Consider the following 17,616-nt stretch of genomic DNA (forward strand, 5'->3'; position numbering starts at 1 on the left):
CTTCTATGCTAAGCTAGGGCCATCCATTGATTTGTTTTGCCAAGAGAGGATTTCATCATGAGACCATTGCGCAAGATCATTTTTCCCGCTGCGGGTATGGGGACGCGCTTTCTGCCGGCCACCAAGGCCAGCCCGAAAGAGATGCTGACCATCGTCGACAAACCATTGATTCAATATGGGGTCGAGGAGGCCCTTGCTGCGGGCATGGATCACATCATTATGGTTACCGGTCGCGGCAAACGCGCCATTGAAGACCATTTCGATATCTCGGCTGAGCTGGAGGCCAATCTAAAAAGCGCTGGCAAAAGCAAGTTGTACAAGGCCGTCTCTCGCGTATCGCGCATGGCCGAGGTGGTTTATGTGCGGCAAAAGCAGGCTCTGGGGCTGGGTCATGCCGTGCTCTGTGCCGAGCACTGGCTTAATGATGAGCCGTTCGGCGTGTCGCTGGCAGATGAGCTTATTGTCGGCAACATACCGGCCATGCAACAACTGCGCGAAGTATATGAGGCAACAGGCTGTTCGGTACTCGGGCTGATGCAGGTACCGGAAGACCAGGTCTCCCGTTACGGCATCGTCGATTATATCGCCGAAGAGAGCGGGCTGTTGCGCCTGACCGATATGGTGGAGAAGCCGGCACCGGAGGACGCACCATCGCATCTGGCCATCGTCGGCCGTTATATCTTTACCCCTGCTTTGATGGCGCTGCTCAAAGATGTGCAGCCGGGCAAGGGTGGCGAGATCCAGTTAACCGATGCGATTGCCACACTGGCCAAACAGGAGCCGATTTACGGCGTACTGCTGGACGGCCAGCGCTTCGATGCCGGCACCCCGGAGGGGTTCCTGAAAGCCAATGCCGTGCTCGGCCTGCAGCATGCCGTTTACGGTGATGCCTTCCGACAGGCTCTGAAAGAGTATTTATGAAACAGTCGATGAATATACTGGCTCTGGATACAGCAACGGATATCACCTGTGCCTGCCTGCACGTAAACGGGCATGACTACCCGGCCGCACTCGATGGCGGCCAGCGTATACGCTCCACCGGCATTATGCCGCTGCTCACCGGGCTGCTGGAACAGGCGGGCCTTGAGTGGAAGCAGCTGCAACTGCTGGCCTTCAGCCAGGGCCCCGGTTCATTTACCGGCCTGCGTATTGGTGCGGCGACACTTGCCGGCATCAATGCAGGCCTGCATCTGCCCGTACTGCACCTCTCATCGCTGGCTGTCACTGCGCGTCAGGCGGCAGTAACCGACCAGCTATGGGTCGTGGAAGATGCACGTGCCGGCGAAGCCTTTGTCGGTTGTTATCAGGATGATGCAGCCGTAATGCCGGAACGCTGCATGCAGTGGCAGGATATCGTTTCACAGCTACCGCCGGGCAGGTTTGTCTGTCATGCTGAACCGCCTGTTGCGATGCCTGGCTGGCAGCGGCAGCCGCTGCTGCTTGATCGTGCTACAGCACTCGGGCAGCAGGTCCAGGCAGTGCTCCCTGCACAGGATAAACAGTGTGCATTGCCGGTCTACCCCGCACCCGCCTATATGCAGTTATCACAAGCGGAAAGGAGTGCTCATGCCCGCTAATCAGATCCGTGTCCTGTTTGTCTGTCTGGGAAATATCTGTCGCTCACCACTGGCTGAAGTGGTCGTGCGCGCAGTCGCACACGAACGAGGTCTACAGCACTACCACTTTGCCTCCGCCGGTACCGGTGACTGGCATGTTGGTGGCTCGGCCGATCCGCGCTCATCGGCTACCGCGCTGGAGCACGGTCTGGATCTGAGCTCTCATCGCGCGCAGCAGATCACCGGAGCCGGCATCGGCGGATGGGACTGGTTTGTGGCGATGGATCGCGAAAATCGGCGCGACCTGCTGCGCATGGGGGTGACAGAGGATCGGCTGCTGCTGATGCGCCAGTTTGAGGAGGACAACCCGGAGCCGGATGTGCCGGACCCCTACTACGGCGGCCCTGACGGCTTTGAACATGCCTATCGGATGCTGACAGCCAACGCCGAAAAACTGCTCGATTATCTGGAGTCAAACACCTGACAAAGGTATCAATCAACGTCAACGGCGATGGCGCGCCCGGCCTTGAAGGCTCTATCGTCGGCAAACAGCCATCTCACCATTTGCCCTGAGTCCGACACCCTTCTAGGTTAGGCAGATGCGTTTTGCCCCCTTTGCCCATCTGCATGTGCACTCCGACTTTTCTCTGCTCGGTTCCACCCTGAAAATAGGAGATCTGCTGCATAAAGTCGCCGAGCTGCGTCAGCCGGCCGTAGCCCTGACCGATTATGGCAACCTGTTCGGCGCTATCGAGTTTTACAGCAAGGCCATGCGTATGGGCATCAAGCCGATCATGGGCTGCGAGGTGTTTATCTGTGAAGATCACACCAAACGCATCTCCGAGGGACCGCGCGGACCGCGGTTTCCGCAACTGGTACTGCTGGCGCGCAATAACCACGGCTGGAAAAACCTGCTCAAGCTGGTCTCTATCTCCTATCTTGACGGCTTTTACTACAAACCGCGCGTCGGCAAACCGCTGCTTAGCGAGCATGCGGACGGCCTGATTGCCATCTCCTCCGGCTGGAACGGCGAGATCGAGCAGCACCTGCAGCGCGGTGATATCGAGGGCGCGCGTAAGGTGGCCATCGCCTACCGTGACATGTTCCATGAGGGCTGCTTTTTTATCGAGATTCAGCGCCAGAACGGCTCCGGTCAGGAACAGATCAACGAGCTGTTGATTGAGCTGGCTCACGAGCTGGATATCCCGCTGGTGGCCAGCAATAACGCACACTTTCTCGAGCGCGAGGATTTTGAGGCGTTTCAGGCGATGCAGGCGCTGCAACAGAACCGCACACTCAATGATGATGTCTCCGGCCACTTTACGCCCGAATATTACCTGAAGTCCTATGAGGAGATGCAGGAGCTGTTTGAGGATATACCCGAGGCTCTGGAGAATACGGTACATATTGCCAACCGCTGCAATGTGGACCTGCAGTTCGGCAATTATCAGCTGCCCGACTTTCAGCCGCCGGAGGATATGGAACTCTCTGCCTATATGCGTCAGCAATCGATGGAGGGACTGGATGATCGCTGGCCGGCCATTCTGGCCGGTGATCCGGATGCGGTGCGCGAAACCTACGATGCACGGCTGGCCTTCGAGCTCGACGTCATCGAGAACATGGGCTTTCCCGGTTATTTTCTCATCGTATCCGACTTTATCACCTGGGCGAAACATCAGGGGATCCCGGTCGGCCCCGGTCGCGGTTCCGGCGCAGGCTCCCTGGTAGCCTACTGTCTGAAGATTACCGACCTCGACCCGATCAAATACGGTCTGCTCTTCGAGCGATTCCTCAACCCTGAGCGCGTATCGATGCCCGATTTCGACATCGATTTCTGTATGAGCCGGCGTGAAGAGGCGATCCGCTACGTCACCCATAAATACGGCGAGGACAAGGTGGCTCAGATCATCACCTTCGGCTCTATGAAAGCCAAGGCAGTGATCCGTGATGTCGGTCGTGTACTGCCGATGGAACTGGCCAAGGTCAATATGATTGCCAAGCTGGTACCCAATGACCTGAAGATGACGCTGGAAAAGGCCCTGGTGGATGAACCGAAGCTGGCCAAAATGGTCAAGGAGGATGTCGAGGTAGCGCGGCTGTTTGCGCTGGCCAAACGACTGGAGGGTAGCCACCGCAATGCCGGCAAGCATGCCGCCGGCGTGATTATCGGCCGACGCGAGCTGGTGGATACAGCGCCGCTGTTCAAGGTGGCGGGTGAAGAGGGCAAGGTTGTACAGTGGGACATGGCCAATGTTGAAAAGGTCGGCCTGATCAAGTTCGATTTCCTCGGTTTAAAGACGCTGACGGTAATCGATATTGCCGTAAAACTGGTGCGCCAGTACGAATCGGGTGATGCCGCGAAACACTTTGATATCACGACGATTCCGATGCATGACGAAGCGACATTCCAGCTCATGCAGCGCGGCCAGACGGGCGCTGTATTCCAGGTGGAGTCATCGGGCATGCGCGACCTGCTCACACGCCTTAAGCCCGACTGCTTTGAGGATATTATTGCGCTGGTGGCACTCTATCGCCCGGGCCCGCTGGAATCGGGCATGGTCGACACCTTTATTGAGTGCAAACATGGCAGACAGGCCATCGAATACCCGCTGCCACAGTTGAAAACGATCCTGCAGGAGACCAACGGCGTGATTCTGTATCAGGAACAGGTGATGCAGATCGCCCAGCTGCTGGCCGGTTTTTCGCTCGGACAGGCGGATATGCTGCGTCGCGCCATGGGCAAGAAAAAAGCCGAAGAGATGGCCGAGCAGCGCAAGATTTTCATGGCAGGCGCGGAAAAGCAGAAGGTGGATCTGGACAAGGCCGAGCACATGTTCGACCTGATGGAGAAATTTGCCGGCTACGGCTTTAACAAATCCCATTCCGCCGCCTATGCACTGATCTCCTACCAGACCGCCTTTCTGAAGGCCCACTATCCCAGAGCGTTTATGGCCGCAACGATGAGCTGTGATATGGGCAATACCGATAAACTGGCGCTGCTGGTAACCGACTGCCGCAATATGGGCATTGATGTGCTGCAACCGCATATCAATGAGTCGGACTGGGAGTTCCGCCCGGAAGGGGATTGCATCCGCTACGGGCTGGGTGGTATCAAGGGCGTCGGCGAAGCCGCACTGCGCGCGGTGATCGACGAGCGCAAAACCAACGGTGAGTTCACATCGTTTGAAGATATGATCATGCGGGCACCGGCGCGCACGCTGAACAAACGCATTCTCGAAGCCATGATCAGGGCCGGGGCACTGCAAGGGCTGATTCCGCATCAGCGAGCGGCACTGGAAGGGTTGGGAGAAGTGCTGGAAAATCTCTCCCGTAAACGTAAGGAGTTTGCCTCCAACCAGTCCTTTTTGTTTACGGTAGCGGAGCCTGAGAGTGCCGATGGCGGTTTCCCGACACTGCCGGCATGGAGTCCCGGTGAAAGCCTGCAGGCAGAGCGCGAGGTGCTCGGCTTTTATCTGACTGGTCATCCGCTGGAGGCATGGCTGAAACGCACAACCGGCTTGGGTGATTGCAACTTGAGCGAGCTCAAGGAGCGAGAGGAGGGGGCTGAAATTGTCGTACCGGTCGGCATATCCTCCATACGCCAGTACCAGGGTGGACGCGGCACGATGGCTTTTGTGCAGCTGGAAGATTTGCACGGTCAGGCTGAAATGGTCTGTTTTTCAACCATCTACGCCGACATAGCGGAGCTGCTGCAGGCTGACATACCGCTGCTGATTGCCGCCCGGGTAGACAAGAGCAAGGATGAACCGGTACTGATTGCGGAAGCGGCTGCCTCGCTTGCGGAGCTGGTGCCGGAGCTGGTCACGGAAGTCCGCATTACCACAGCCAGTCTTGCCTGGGATGAAATAACCCTGGCACGACTGAAATCCCTTGCTCAGGGCGGCCCTGCACGTCTGTCATTCCATGTCAGACTGCCAGACGCTAGTCTTGCCATTCTGCAGACTGGTCCATGTCTGCGCTGGGATGAGGATGTCAAAACGCAGCTGGATGCGCGTTTCGGCCCTGAATCGATTCATTTACAGTGCAAACCATGGCAGCCGCAGCGTCCGGCGCGCCGGGCATATGAACGGAACGACAAGAGAGGATAAAGTGGCATTTAGTTATCTCGAATTTGAACGTCCGATCGCGGAGCTGACCTCCAAAATCGCAGAGCTGTCCAGTATGGGCAGCGGTTCCGGCGTGAATATCGCCGAGGAAGTGGAGCGCCTGAACGTCAAGCGCGACAAACTGGTCGAGCAGATCTACAGCAAGGCAACCCGTGCCCAGATCTGTCAGCTCTCCCGACATCCGGACCGTCCCTATATTCTGGATTATATCCCGCTGATCTTTGATGATTTTCAGGAGCTGCACGGCGAGCGCACCTTTTCCAACGATGGAGCCATTGTCGGCGGTCTGGCCAGTTTCCGTGGGCAGAGTGTGATGCTGATCGGGCATCAGAAGGGACGCGATACCAAAGAGAAATTAAAGCGTAATTTCGGCATGCCCAGACCGGAAGGCTATCGCAAAGCCCTGCGCCTGTTCCGTCTGGCGGAACGCTTTGATGTGCCGATACTTACCTTTATCGATACCGCCGGCGCCTGGCCGGGTATCGATGCCGAAGAGCACGGACAGAGTGAGGCGATTGCCCGTAACCTGCAGGAGCTGGCCGGACTGAAAGTACCGGTGATCTGTACGGTGATCGGCGAGGGTGGTTCCGGCGGCGCACTGGCTATCGGCGTCGGTGACCGGATGTATATGCAGCAGTTCTCCACCTATTCGGTCATCTCACCCGAGGGGTGTGCCGCCATTTTGTGGCGCGACCGTGCTCACGCCGAGGAAGCGGCAGAGGCACTTAAACCCACTGCCAAAGATCTACAGGGTCTGGGCCTGATCGACGGTATTATTGCCGAGCCGAAAGACGGTGCGCACCGAAACATCAACGAAGCAGCCGACCTGATTGCCGAGGTGCTGGACAGTGCGCTCAAGGAGCTGCTGGCAACACCGGTCAACAAACTGTTGGCCGCCCGCGCAGCACGACTGCGCAAGATAGGTTCATTCAGCGAATCCTGATTGTCGCCACCGGTCTGTGTTACGACGGCCCGCTTTACACCGGGCCCGGTGCCCCTATGCTTCGCGCACTTGATCAGACCTGCCTTCATGGAGAGGTATTCGAAGTGGTCATAACGGCACCGACTCGAAATCGGTTGGGGGCGAGAGTCCCACGTGGGTTCGAATCCCACCCTCTCCGCCATATAAAAAAAGCGCGCCTTTACGGTGCGCTTTTTTTATATGTACCGAGAGGTGACGATTAGAAACCAATCGGGTTCGACCGATCAGCAGGATCGCTGACCGGAACGCCGCATCAGCGGCGGCCCGCAAGGGTGGAGGGCAGGAGCCCGACATAATCCCGTCCGCCCATATCCATACGCTGAAAATAAAGCGCGCCCTTTACGGTGCGCTTTTTTAATATGTGCCGAGCGGTGACGCTTAGAAACCAATCGGGTTCGACCGGTCAGCAGGATCGCTGGCCGGAACGCCGCATCAAGCGGCGGCCCGAAGGGTGGAGGGCAGGAGCCCGACATAATCCCGTCCACCCACCCATATCTACGCCAAAAACAAAGCACTTCACCAGTTTGCAACGCGCTGTTTTTATAGGGAGAATGTGAGGTCACACGCCGGGTTTTAATCGAGCGAAAACACTACAACCGCAAATCAGTGGTGATGATCGACAATCGCTTCCAGCCGTGTCAGCCCCAGCATCAGTCGCATGCGGCGAGACTCCGGTGAAGCGGTCGGATCATTGATCTGCGGCTCCAGGCTCTCAATATCCGACCAGTAGGGATGCTGCTGCCAGAGAGTGGCGGCAAGGCTATCAAAGTCGTGGCCGGGCTTGCTCAGCAGCTGGGCAATGGCACGGTTTTGCAACAATGTCAGCCGGTGCAACCACTCCCGGCGCAGGTTATGTGCATCATCGTCAGCCCACTCCGGCGAGCGTAACGAACGCTCCATCTCATCAATAGGCAGCAGGGCAAGACATGCGCGACTGGCACTGAGACAGCGGTTCAGGCTGATGTGCATGGATGAGGCCAGATGTACAGCACAGGCGGACTGTGCCAGCAACGGCATGATCGCCAGATGCCGACAGTGCTCCTCCGCAAGCCCCGATGCAATCAGGGCTTCATCCGGATCTACATCAGCAGCCATTTTCTTGCGGAACCGGCGCAAGCCACGTAGCTGAGTAGCGATCCATGCCTGATCGAGCTGCTCGACCGGACACAGTCGCAACAGGTTTTCGGCAAACAGCATCTGTGATGCCTGTAACGCATGCTGCAGAGCCACCGCCAGATTCATGTCAGCAATATCATCCCAGATGGCTGTCCGTAGCGACTCTGTATCAAGCAGTACCTCGGCAATCAGCAGTGCTTCAACAATGTCGGCCGTTGAGGCATCCACCAGCGTTTCCATATGGTGAATGGTGCACAGTCCCATATGGTTGACCACATGATTGGTCACCTGCGTATTGATAATTTCGCTGGCTAGCGGGTGCGCCGAATAAGCGGATGCATATTTTCGCTTCAGGGCCGGCGGAAAATAGTCCTGTAGCAGCTGCTGACTGAATACGCTGCTCGTATCGAAGTCTGTGCCGGAAAGCCGCGCATGAATCCGATTCTTCTCCTGCCCCAGCAGTATCGACAGCTGAGGGCGCAGATGCAGCAGTTCATTATCATCGATTTGTGGTGCAACAGATGCATCCAGCCAGCCCTGATTGGCCAGCCCGTCGCGCAAACGCTGCATTCGCGGCGGATAGTGTCCTGCATCAAACTCCGCCAGTGTCAGCGCGCGAGATTGCAACAGGTTATCCATCAAACACTGTTCGGTCACTGCATCGGTAAGCTTCACCAGCAGGCTGTTTCGTCTGGCCAGCGGTGCTCTTACCGTCGGCACATTGAACAGAATCTTCAGGTTCACCTCATGGTCTGACATATCGACACCAGCGGAGTTATCCATGGCATCTGTATTGATCAGGCCGCCAGCCCGCGCATATTCAATGCGCGCTTTCTGAGTAAAGCCGAGATTGCCGCCTTCGCAGACCACCTTGCAACGCAACTCCGCAGCATTAACCCGCACAGCATTATTGGCCGGATCACGGGCTTCGGCATGGGCCTCTGTTGTCGATTTAACGTAGGTGCCGATACCACCGTTGTAGAGCAGGTCGACCGGGGCGGAGAGAATCGCACGTATCAGCGCCTCCCCGTCCAGCTCTGCCGCTTCGATACCAAGCACCATGCGCACATGAGCCGAGAGTTTGATCTGTTTGGCACTGCGTTCGAATACGCCGCCACCCCGACTGATGACTGATGTATGATAACCATCCCAGCCACTGCCTGCGGCAAACAGCCGGCGGCGCTCGGCGAAGGCCTTTGCGGCATCCGGTTCCGGGTCGAGGAAGATATGGCGATGATTGAAAGCCGCTACCAGGCGTATGGCCGGGTTGAGCAACATACCGTTACCAAATACATCGCCGCCCATATCGCCAATACCGACACAGGAGATCGGATCCGCACAGGCATCCACACCCAGCTTGGCGAACAGGTGTGTGGCGCAAATCCATGCCCCGCGTGCAGTAATGCCCACAACCTTGTGGTCGTAGCCGAAACGACCGCCACTGGCAAAAGCATCATCCAGCCAGAAACCATTCGCCTGCGATTCGTCGTTGGCATCATTGGAGAAACTGGCTGTGCCTTTATCGGCGGCAACGACCAGATAGGCATCATTGGCATCGACTTCCGGAATACGGATACCTTCGGGCGGTCGCAATGCGCCATCCACCAAATTGTCGGTCAACGCCAGCAGCGTTCGAATAAATGATCGGTACTGTTGCAACACAAAGGCTGGACCCTGGCCGCCGCGAATGACAAAACCGCCCTTGGAGCCGGTTGGCACAATCTGTCCGTTTTTGATCGTCTGCGTACTCATTAACTCCAGAATTTCAGTGCGGAAGTCCGCCGGGCGATCGGAGTAGCGGATACCGCCGCGGGCAATGGGGCCGGCGCGCAGGTGTGCGCCCTCCACATGTACGCCATGCACGAATATTTCACGCCACGGCAGCGGGTGAAGGGCAAAACCGAGTTGTGCTGTGTCAATTTTAATGCCGATTGGGGCGCCCCGGCTGCGTACAAATGCATTGGTGCGCACGCCGGCCTCAACCAGTTCGGCCAGAGCCCTGAACCAGCGGTCATCGGTCAGGCTGCCGACACTCTGCATGGCATGATCAAAAGCGTTACGCGCTTCAGCCAGAACACTGTCGGGCATACCAGAGAGGTGTCGGGCGGCGAACAGACGCTGCAGGCAGGCACTGACTTTGGCATGGCGCAGCATCATGTCCGTTAACGGCAGCCGGGCAGCATCAGGTAGCAGTTGTACCAGATGATTACGCAACGTGATCAGGATAGCCAGTTCATCAATATCCAGCGAAGCGGCTATCATAAGACCATTGACTGCATCATGGTCCGCCTCACCGTTGAGTACCAGTGTCAGGCCACGCTGCAACCGCTGAATATCGCCGTGATCCAGGTGGTGAGGTGCCCGGCAGGTCAAGGCAGAGATATAAATACGACCGCGACCGGGATCACCACTACCGTCGGGGGAGAGCCCGAAAGGCACCAGCGACTCCTGTATCGGATCCAGTGCAAACAGGCGCAGGATGTCGACCAGCTGCCCCAGCGACGGCTGCTCAAGCGAATAGATATGCAGCTGGGCAATCTCCCCGACAGAAGCCTTCTGGCTGACATGCACGCAGGTGCGGCCATTGGCCAGCAGGTGCTGACGCATTTTAACATCGCGAGTGTACTGGACAGGCGGAAACAGATCCTGATACAGTGACGGTACGCTCTCCAGCTCCTGCAGCGTATCGGGTATATTAAGGGTTGCGGCATGACGCAGCACTTCCGCCTTAGCCAGATCTTTCCAGAATATGATACAGCGACGGATCAGGGCGCTGAGTTTTGCCGGCGCGATCTCTGCCCGTTCGCGTGCAATGCTAATCAGAATAATGCGGTGAGGACCGATGCCGAATGAGTCATAGCCATGTACAGGTATGCCCGCATCGGCCAGCGAATCCATAACTCGCTGCATGACGACCGGCCCGAAACGTTTGGCCGCAATAGCCACCAGCAGGGTATCCAGATTACCACGCACAGACGGCAGGGTGTTGACGACCAGTTGCAGTGGATCCGCCAAGTCAATAATCCCCTTTAACGGTTCCAACCAGTCTTCCGGCCGGGTAGCCAGCAGAATACGTTTTGGCATGCGGTCAAATAGCGTACGCACTTCACGTCGATAAAAGGCGGAGTGCTGCAACAGTGGATCGGTAGACAGTGCACGCCAGCGTGCCGCCAGCATGGGCAGGTAGCTGGCATTAGCGAAACGGGCGCTGCGGGAGAAGTGACCGATAATCAGCGCCTCTTCCAGTTGTCCGCCGGGAGCTGTCCAGCATATACGGACGACTTCGACACTGGCTGCGCTGTAGAGATAATGCTGACAGGCAGCCAGATTCAGCCATTCGAGGCCCGGCTCTTCTGCCGCTCCACATGCCTCAACCTCATCCGGCAGTCCGGGCATCACGCGTGCAAGTACATTTTTGTTGCATAGCAATCCCAGTCTCTTGTCATGCTGGGTAATACCGAAATAGAGATAATGATTGTCGTTTATCCAGTCCAGCATGGCGGCAGCGTCGGGGTTCTCCGGCATCAGGCGTGCCACATGGTGGCCGACATGCATACGCATGTCGGAAAAATCCTGCACAGAAAGGTCAACAGCCTTCAGAATCGCCTTGATATCGAGCCTGAGAGGTTCGGCGTCAGGCGTCAGTGTGGCGGAAATATGTATGGCGATAAACATGAAGTTGTCTTCGTCATGAATATCCGGTTTGTACAGCTCCAGCGCGCAACCGTCAGGACCGCAGGGCATGCGTGCGACCATGGTCTGCTGACCTATCGGCTGGATGCCCAGACGAAGCAGATAGCCCTTGATTGCATCCAGATAAAAGGCCTGATCAGGGCAACGGATGGTGAAAATATGGCGGTGCAGGTCACCATGGGTGAGCGTGCGGGCGCCCATCGCGATACGTTTCGTCTTGCCCTTTGGCAGCAGGGCATAGAAGTCCTGCACCAGTGCCGCCATCAATCTGGGCTGAACGCGACCCATAGCGTGCTGCAGGCGTGCCTGATCCAGTAGATCAATGAGCTGACGGCGTAGGTGGCGCATGGCTGTAGTCAACCATGTCCATGGCCCGATGTCGACTGATCTTAAGCCGGACGCTGCTACCAATGACGTCCTGTTTGACGCAGAAACCTGTTTTCGCTTGCATGAGCTGATGGACGCGAGCATCAAGGGCCATCGGCAACGACTCCGGCAACGTTTTTCACAACGCGGTTTTGACGGCTTCCATGACTATGAGGTGCTGGAGCTACTGCTCACGTATGCCATTGCGCGCACCGATGTGAAGCCGCTGGCCAAGTCCCTGCTCACCCGATTCGGCACGCTGGCAGGCGTATTCGATGCGCCGTTGGCTGAGTTGAAAGAGGTTCATGGTATCGGTGAGGGCGGCGCGCTGTTTCTGACGTTGATACGTCAGGTTGAGGTGCGTTATCTGGCCTCTGATTTACCCGGCAGGCAGCTGCTTTATCGCCCCGAACGGGTCAGGGCATATCTGCGCCTGTTGGTTCAGGGCAGAGGCATGGAGTGTTTTGGCGCCATGTTTACCGACCAGCAGCACCGCTTGCTGACGACACAGATCCTGTTCGAAGGTACGGTGGACCGCACAGCCGTCTATCCGCGCAATCTGATGAAGCGGGCGCTGGAACTGGATGCCAGAGGTATGATTCTGTTTCACAATCATCCGGGCGGCACCCCGCATGCCAGTAACGAGGATATCGAGCTAACCCGGCGTATGGCCGAGGCCTGTGCACCGCTTGAGCTTAAAATCCTCGATCATTTCCTCATTGCCGACAAGGAGGTCCTCTCATTCAGGGAGCATGGCTGGTTTTAATAAACCGCTTCGGTAAACGCCTGCACCTGAGTCGAATCGAACACTCCGACCTCCGGTGCTGGCTGAGAGCACAAAAATGTGACAGTTTCTTCACGTATAATGGCGCAAGAAGTCAGAAGGCGGGGGCTCATGCGCCCGGGTAAGTGCAAATATAAGGCAGTCCCGGTCACCCGACCGAATCTGTCCGAATAGAGGTATCCATGTTTACAGGCAGCTGCATGTGCGGACAGGTCAGGTATGAAGTACGCGGTGAAGCAGGGCCGATCACCCATTGTCACTGTCCGACCTGCCGCAAGGCACATGCCTCAGCCTTCTCTTCGGTGACCGCGGTAGAGGCCGGCGGCCTCATATTTACTGCCGGTGAAGCACTGCTGAAATTTTATGAGTCCTCACCGGGCAAACGACGCTACTTCTGTTCCAACTGCGGTTCACAAATTTATGCCAAACGCGATGAGCAGAGCCACTATATTCTCCGCATGGGTACGGTTGACGGCGACCCGGGCATACGACCGGCATGTCACATATTCACGCGCTACATGGCACCATGGTACGATATACACCACCACCTGCCCGAGCACCTCGAGTGGCCACCGAAGCAAGAGGAGGGCAGCCCTGCCATACCTGCCGAGTACGAAGAGCTCCATACGACCATGCAGGATGTTTTTCATCTGGCGACCAGAAAAGAGGCCTCCACATCGCTGCTGCTGATCATGATTAATATCGGTGAAGAGCGAACGGATACCCCACCGTACATTACAGATCTGATCTGTCGCAAGATTCAACTGAACGTACGTGATTCGGACACGGTCGTCACCATTGGCAATCACCGATTTGCCGTTCTTCTCCCCTATACCGATGCCAAAGCCTCACTCATTCTGGCCGAGCGCATTCGTAATGCCATCAAGGGTACAGGGCAGCAGGCCATATCCGCCTGCATTGGTGCGGCCACACTTTCAGCCGATCAACTGGATCCGGCTGCCATGGTGGAGAGCATGCATACGATTATTGCCAGAGCCGAACATGCATGCCGGGCATCGCAGCAGAAAGGCGGCGATAAAGTCACCCATTGTGATGCCCTGACGCCCCTTTGAATCAGGCGCTGCGCAAACAACGAAGCTGTTGTCCGGATCACGGCTTCCTCTCAGTCTGACTGTTTAACAGATCAGTCCAACCTTATAGTAGCATAAGAAATATAATTTCCGAAAAAGCTAAAGTCAGGAAATTCTCAACCGATGAATAGGAGTGTGAGGCTCTGTATACACAGATTTCACCCAATATCAGTTTAAGGAGGAGTTGACTGTGGCAATGACTATTTCGCCAGCTGATGGTTTTATTTCGCGTCTGTTACAACAGACACGGCAGACTGCGCCCGCAAAAGCGCCCACAACAGCTACTTCGCAAGGCTTCAAACCGGATCAGACCTCGATCTCCCCGGAAGCCCGCCAGGCCATTCAGGGTTCAAATCACCAGAGTATGGAGTCAAAACTGCTGGATTTGTATAATCAGAAAGGCAATCGCAACGCTTAGTCGCTGTTTTTCGACTGGTGAAAGCAGTAGCAGTTTCTGCCACCATGTTTGGCTCTGTACATGGCATTATCCGCCGCAGTAATTAACAGGTCGCAACTCGTACTATCCTCAGGATAAATCGCAATGCCCATACTCATCGTCACCTGGTGACCCGCTCCCACATCCTCATACGGGGCCGAGATGGCTTCGATCAGTTTCCATGCTACCAGTTCAACCGTATCCCGCGTATGTACATCATCCAGAATAATCGCGAACTCGTCACCGCCCATGCGTGCCACAGTATCCACTTCGCGTACGTTCGCTCGCAGGCGGTGTGCCGTTTGCACCAGCAGGTTATCACCCGCCTGATGGCCCAGGTGATCGTTCACAGCCTTGAATCCATCCAGATCAAGATACATGACGGCAAACTGTTTCTGATGACGCTTTGAGTACGCCAAGGTCTGACTCAGCCGGTCATGAAACAGAGCTCGATTGGCAAGCCCTGTCAGCGCGTCGAAATGCGCCATCATCATCAGCCTCTCTTCGTAAGCCTTGCGTTCGCTGATGTCGTAAACAACCCCCTGCAAATAGAGGTCCTGATCATGATCCCGAACCGTAGCGGCAGCATCCTTCACCCAGAGATAGCTGCCATCTTTTGCATATATCCTGTATTCGGCATGAAAGGGGATCTTCGCATTCAGGCTCTGGTGCACCTCAGAGAGTACCCGCTCACGATCCTCCGGATGAATTTGTTGTGACCATATTTCCTGATTAGCCAGAAAATCATCCTGTCTATAACCCAGTATATCCTCGACCTGCGGGCTGACAAACAGGATTCGACTGCGATCGAGCGTGGCGATATAAGTGATGGCGGGAATCTGCTCTACCAACGTGCGGTAGGTGGCTACCGATTTTTCCAGATCAGCCTCGACTCTTCTCTTTTCTGACTGCTGGATGGCATTTTCAATGGCAACCGTCATCATGGTTGCCAGCTTTTCCAGCAGGACGACCTCACTGGCGGCAAGCCGGCTTGCCGCGTCGGCAAACAGCAGCAAACAGCCGAGAAGATCATGCTCTTTGCCGATGACCGGCACCACAGCCAGCTGCTCTGTTGCCGGAAAACAGTGGCCTGTTTGCTCGGCAAATGCATCCATCTCATCAGATTCGCGAATCACGAACGAGCGTTGGTTTGCCATCAGCTCGCGCACCCAGCCGGCTTCATCACCAAACCTGCATGGCAGCGGCTGCCGCCGATCACCCTTGACGTATTCGGTGAAAGCCAGACAGCCATCCATCATCAGGGCCGCGGCACCAGCATTGGCATCAACCAGTTGCACGGCTGTCAGCATGCCAACCTGCAAAATAGCAGGAATATCAATCGAGCCATGCATACGGTTGCTGGCGTCAGCAATCAGCGATAACAATGCTGTATGGCTTTGTTGCGCCTGGCTGGACATATGCACCCTCCTTCCCCCGCCGAAATCATCAGCATAAACAGAGTAAAGCAATTATCATTCCAAAAAAGGAAACAGGACCAATATCGCCCCTGTATATACGACTATATGGTCACCCCTGATAACGCAGGGCATCAATGGGCCGCATCATGGAGGCCTTGCGCGCCGGGTAGAGGCCGAAAAAGATGCCGACAGCCACTGAAACCCCGAAGGCGAGCAGCACAGGCATGGCGGTGATGGCTGTCCAGACATCGAACATCCGCGTGGCGACAAGCGCCAGACCGATGCCGGTCGCAATCCCGGCCACGCCGCCGGCCATCGTGATAATGACCGATTCAAGCAAAAACTGGGTCAGAATATCCCTGCGGCTGGCTCCGATAGCCATGCGGATGCCGATTTCGCGGGTGCGCTCGGTTACCGATACCATCATGATATTCATGATACCGATGCCACCGACAAACAGGGAGATCGAAGCAATCGCACCGAGCAGGATGGAGAGCATCCCGGTCACCTCCGAGGCCGTTTCGCTCACCTCCGTCATATTGGTAATGCGAAAATCATCCTCGGCGCGGGCATTGAGATGGTGACGCTGACGCAGCAGGTCATGAATGCTTTGCTCCAGCGGCGTCATATCAGCAGGCGATCTGGCCTGTACCATCACCATCGACACCGTACCCTGAAACTGCGTGCCGAAGAGCTGTCGTTGTGCAGTAACCAGCGGCACAATGATCATATCATCCTGATTTTGCCCGCCCATGCTCTGGCCCTTGGCATCAAGCAGGCCGATCACCAGAAAAGGTGAACGTTGCACGCGAATTGATTTGCCTACCGGATCCTCATCACCGAAGAGCTGACGCGCCACCTCCTGCCCGAGCAACGCCACGCGCACGCCGCTCATCGCCTCCGAATCCGAAAAGTCACGCCCGGCAACGACCCGCCAGTCGCGGATGCCCAGGTAATCGGCATTGGTACCTGCAGCCGTGGTATTCCAGTTATTGGGGCCGTATATGATTTGTACCGAACCCATGACGGTCGGCGCAACCAGTGCAGCGCGCGCAAGCTGACTGATAGCCACGGCATCCATGGTTGTCAGTGTGGGCATATTGCCTGCTCCGCCGTGCACGCCCCCCTTTCTTGGTGCGCCGGAACGAATGATCAGCAGGTTTGAGCCCATGGAGGCGATCGAGTCAGACACCTGCTTCTGCGTGCCCTGACCGATGGCAACCATCAACACGACGGCGGCCACGCCGATCAGAATACCCAGTGCGGTAAGAAATGTACGCAGCCGGTTGGCAGCCATGGCAGCCAGCGCTTCACCAAGCAGGGAAAGAATCATGCCACCTCCTCTTCGCGAAAGGCGTCCACAGGTCCATCATAGTGAATGCGTCCATCCAGCAGATAGACCAGCCGTGAGGCGTAACTGGCCACATTACGGTCGTGGGTGACCAGAACCAGCGTCATGCCGCTGTCGCGGTTGATCTGCTGAAACAGCGTCATGATCTCACGACCGGTGCGGGTATCAAGGTTGCCTGTCGGCTCATCGGCCAGAATCAACCGGGGTTCGGTGACCAGCGCCCGGGCGATAGCGACGCGTTGTTGCTGGCCGCCGGAGATACGCGGCGGCAGGGAGTTTAGCCATTCACCTAGCCCTACACGCTCAAGCATGGATGTCGCACGCGCATTGCGGATACCTCGCCCGATGCGCTGGTAGACGAGTGGCAGCGCAACATTGGCCACGAGCGAGGCGCGAGGCAGGAGATTGAAACCCTGAAACACGAAGCCGATAACCTGACTGCGCACTCTGGCCAGCTCGTTATCAGGCAGGCTGCCTACATCGTGTCCGTCAAGCAGGTATTGACCGCTGGTTGGCACATCCAGGCAGCCGAGGATATTCATCAGCGTCGACTTGCCGGAACCCGATGGTCCCATAATGGCGACGAACTCACCCTCCTGAATTTGCAACGACAAAGATTTAAGTACCGGTACCGGGCCGGCATCTGTCTCATAATCCTTGCCCAGATCACGCAGGGTCAGCAGCTCACTCATATCA

At 56.6% G+C, this 17,616-nt stretch carries 12 protein-coding genes and 1 tRNA gene; 9 read left to right on the forward strand and 4 right to left on the reverse strand.

The window, feature by feature from the left end; genetic code table 11:
* Nucleotides 1-57 precede the first annotated feature (57 nt).
* The 6 genes from galU to SPV1_RS04275 all read left to right on the forward strand — a co-directional run bounded on the left by galU (nucleotide 58) and on the right by SPV1_RS04275 (nucleotide 6,807).
* Entirely contained in the window at nucleotides 58-921 is an 864-nt protein-coding gene (gene galU, locus SPV1_RS04250; RefSeq protein ID WP_009849884.1) for a UTP--glucose-1-phosphate uridylyltransferase GalU, read from the forward strand.
* Nucleotides 918-1,577, forward strand: coding sequence for a tRNA (adenosine(37)-N6)-threonylcarbamoyltransferase complex dimerization subunit type 1 TsaB (tsaB, locus tag SPV1_RS04255; protein ID WP_009849885.1), 660 nt, complete (start codon nucleotides 918-920; stop codon nucleotides 1,575-1,577). The genes galU and tsaB overlap by 4 nt, the downstream gene beginning before the upstream one ends.
* A complete protein-coding gene (locus SPV1_RS04260) occupies nucleotides 1,567-2,040 on the forward strand; it encodes a low molecular weight protein-tyrosine-phosphatase (RefSeq protein ID WP_009849886.1) in 474 nt (157 codons plus the stop codon). The genes tsaB and SPV1_RS04260 overlap by 11 nt, the downstream gene beginning before the upstream one ends.
* Nucleotides 2,041-2,155: 115 nt before the next feature.
* Nucleotides 2,156-5,665: a DNA polymerase III subunit alpha gene (dnaE, locus tag SPV1_RS04265; RefSeq protein WP_009849887.1), complete on the forward strand. Its 3,510-nt coding sequence runs from the start codon at nucleotides 2,156-2,158 to the stop codon at nucleotides 5,663-5,665.
* Nucleotides 5,640-6,626: an acetyl-CoA carboxylase carboxyltransferase subunit alpha gene (locus SPV1_RS04270; RefSeq protein WP_009849888.1), complete on the forward strand. Its 987-nt coding sequence runs from the start codon at nucleotides 5,640-5,642 to the stop codon at nucleotides 6,624-6,626. Before dnaE ends, SPV1_RS04270 begins: the two co-directional genes overlap by 26 nt.
* 89 nt (nucleotides 6,627-6,715) lie before the next feature.
* Nucleotides 6,716-6,807: transfer RNA gene (locus tag SPV1_RS04275), tRNA-Ser, on the forward strand.
* 461 nt (nucleotides 6,808-7,268) lie between these two features.
* On the opposite strand, the gene SPV1_RS04280 is transcribed toward SPV1_RS04275, so the two are convergent.
* A complete protein-coding gene (locus tag SPV1_RS04280) occupies nucleotides 7,269-11,822 on the reverse strand; it encodes an NAD-glutamate dehydrogenase domain-containing protein (RefSeq protein WP_009849889.1) in 4,554 nt (1,517 codons plus the stop codon).
* Between SPV1_RS04280 and radC the strand changes: the two genes are divergently transcribed.
* The 3 genes from radC (at nucleotide 11,821) to SPV1_RS04295 (ending at nucleotide 14,133) form a co-directional block, all read left to right on the forward strand.
* On the forward strand, nucleotides 11,821-12,606 hold the full coding sequence (radC, locus tag SPV1_RS04285; protein ID WP_009849890.1) for a RadC family protein: 786 nt from the start codon (nucleotides 11,821-11,823) through the stop codon (nucleotides 12,604-12,606). The genes SPV1_RS04280 and radC overlap by 2 nt on opposite strands.
* Before the next feature lie 200 nt (nucleotides 12,607-12,806).
* Complete coding sequence (locus SPV1_RS14115; protein WP_009849891.1) at nucleotides 12,807-13,697, forward strand: GFA family protein; 891 nt, start codon at nucleotides 12,807-12,809, stop codon at nucleotides 13,695-13,697.
* Nucleotides 13,698-13,911: 214 nt separating this feature from the next.
* On the forward strand, nucleotides 13,912-14,133 hold the full coding sequence (locus SPV1_RS04295; protein WP_009849892.1) for a hypothetical protein: 222 nt from the start codon (nucleotides 13,912-13,914) through the stop codon (nucleotides 14,131-14,133).
* Here SPV1_RS04295 and SPV1_RS04300 read toward each other — a convergent pair.
* The 3 genes from SPV1_RS04300 to SPV1_RS04310 form a co-directional block, all read right to left on the reverse strand.
* Nucleotides 14,130-15,569 carry a diguanylate cyclase domain-containing protein gene (locus SPV1_RS04300; protein WP_009849893.1) on the reverse strand — a complete coding sequence of 480 codons (1,440 nt, stop codon included), beginning with the start codon at nucleotides 15,567-15,569 and terminating at the stop codon, nucleotides 14,130-14,132. The genes SPV1_RS04295 and SPV1_RS04300 overlap by 4 nt on opposite strands.
* 109 nt (nucleotides 15,570-15,678) lie before the next feature.
* Nucleotides 15,679-16,902 (reverse strand): ABC transporter permease, encoded by a 1,224-nt coding sequence (locus tag SPV1_RS04305; RefSeq protein WP_009849894.1) that lies wholly within the window; start codon nucleotides 16,900-16,902, stop codon nucleotides 15,679-15,681.
* Nucleotides 16,899-17,612, reverse strand: a complete 714-nt coding sequence (locus SPV1_RS04310; RefSeq protein WP_009849895.1) for an ABC transporter ATP-binding protein — start codon at nucleotides 17,610-17,612, stop codon at nucleotides 16,899-16,901. Before SPV1_RS04310 ends, SPV1_RS04305 begins: the two co-directional genes overlap by 4 nt.
* Nucleotides 17,613-17,616: the final 4 nt, after the last annotated feature.

Source organism: Mariprofundus ferrooxydans PV-1 (genome assembly GCF_000153765.1).
Taxonomy (GTDB): Bacteria; Pseudomonadota; Zetaproteobacteria; order Mariprofundales; family Mariprofundaceae; genus Mariprofundus; species Mariprofundus ferrooxydans.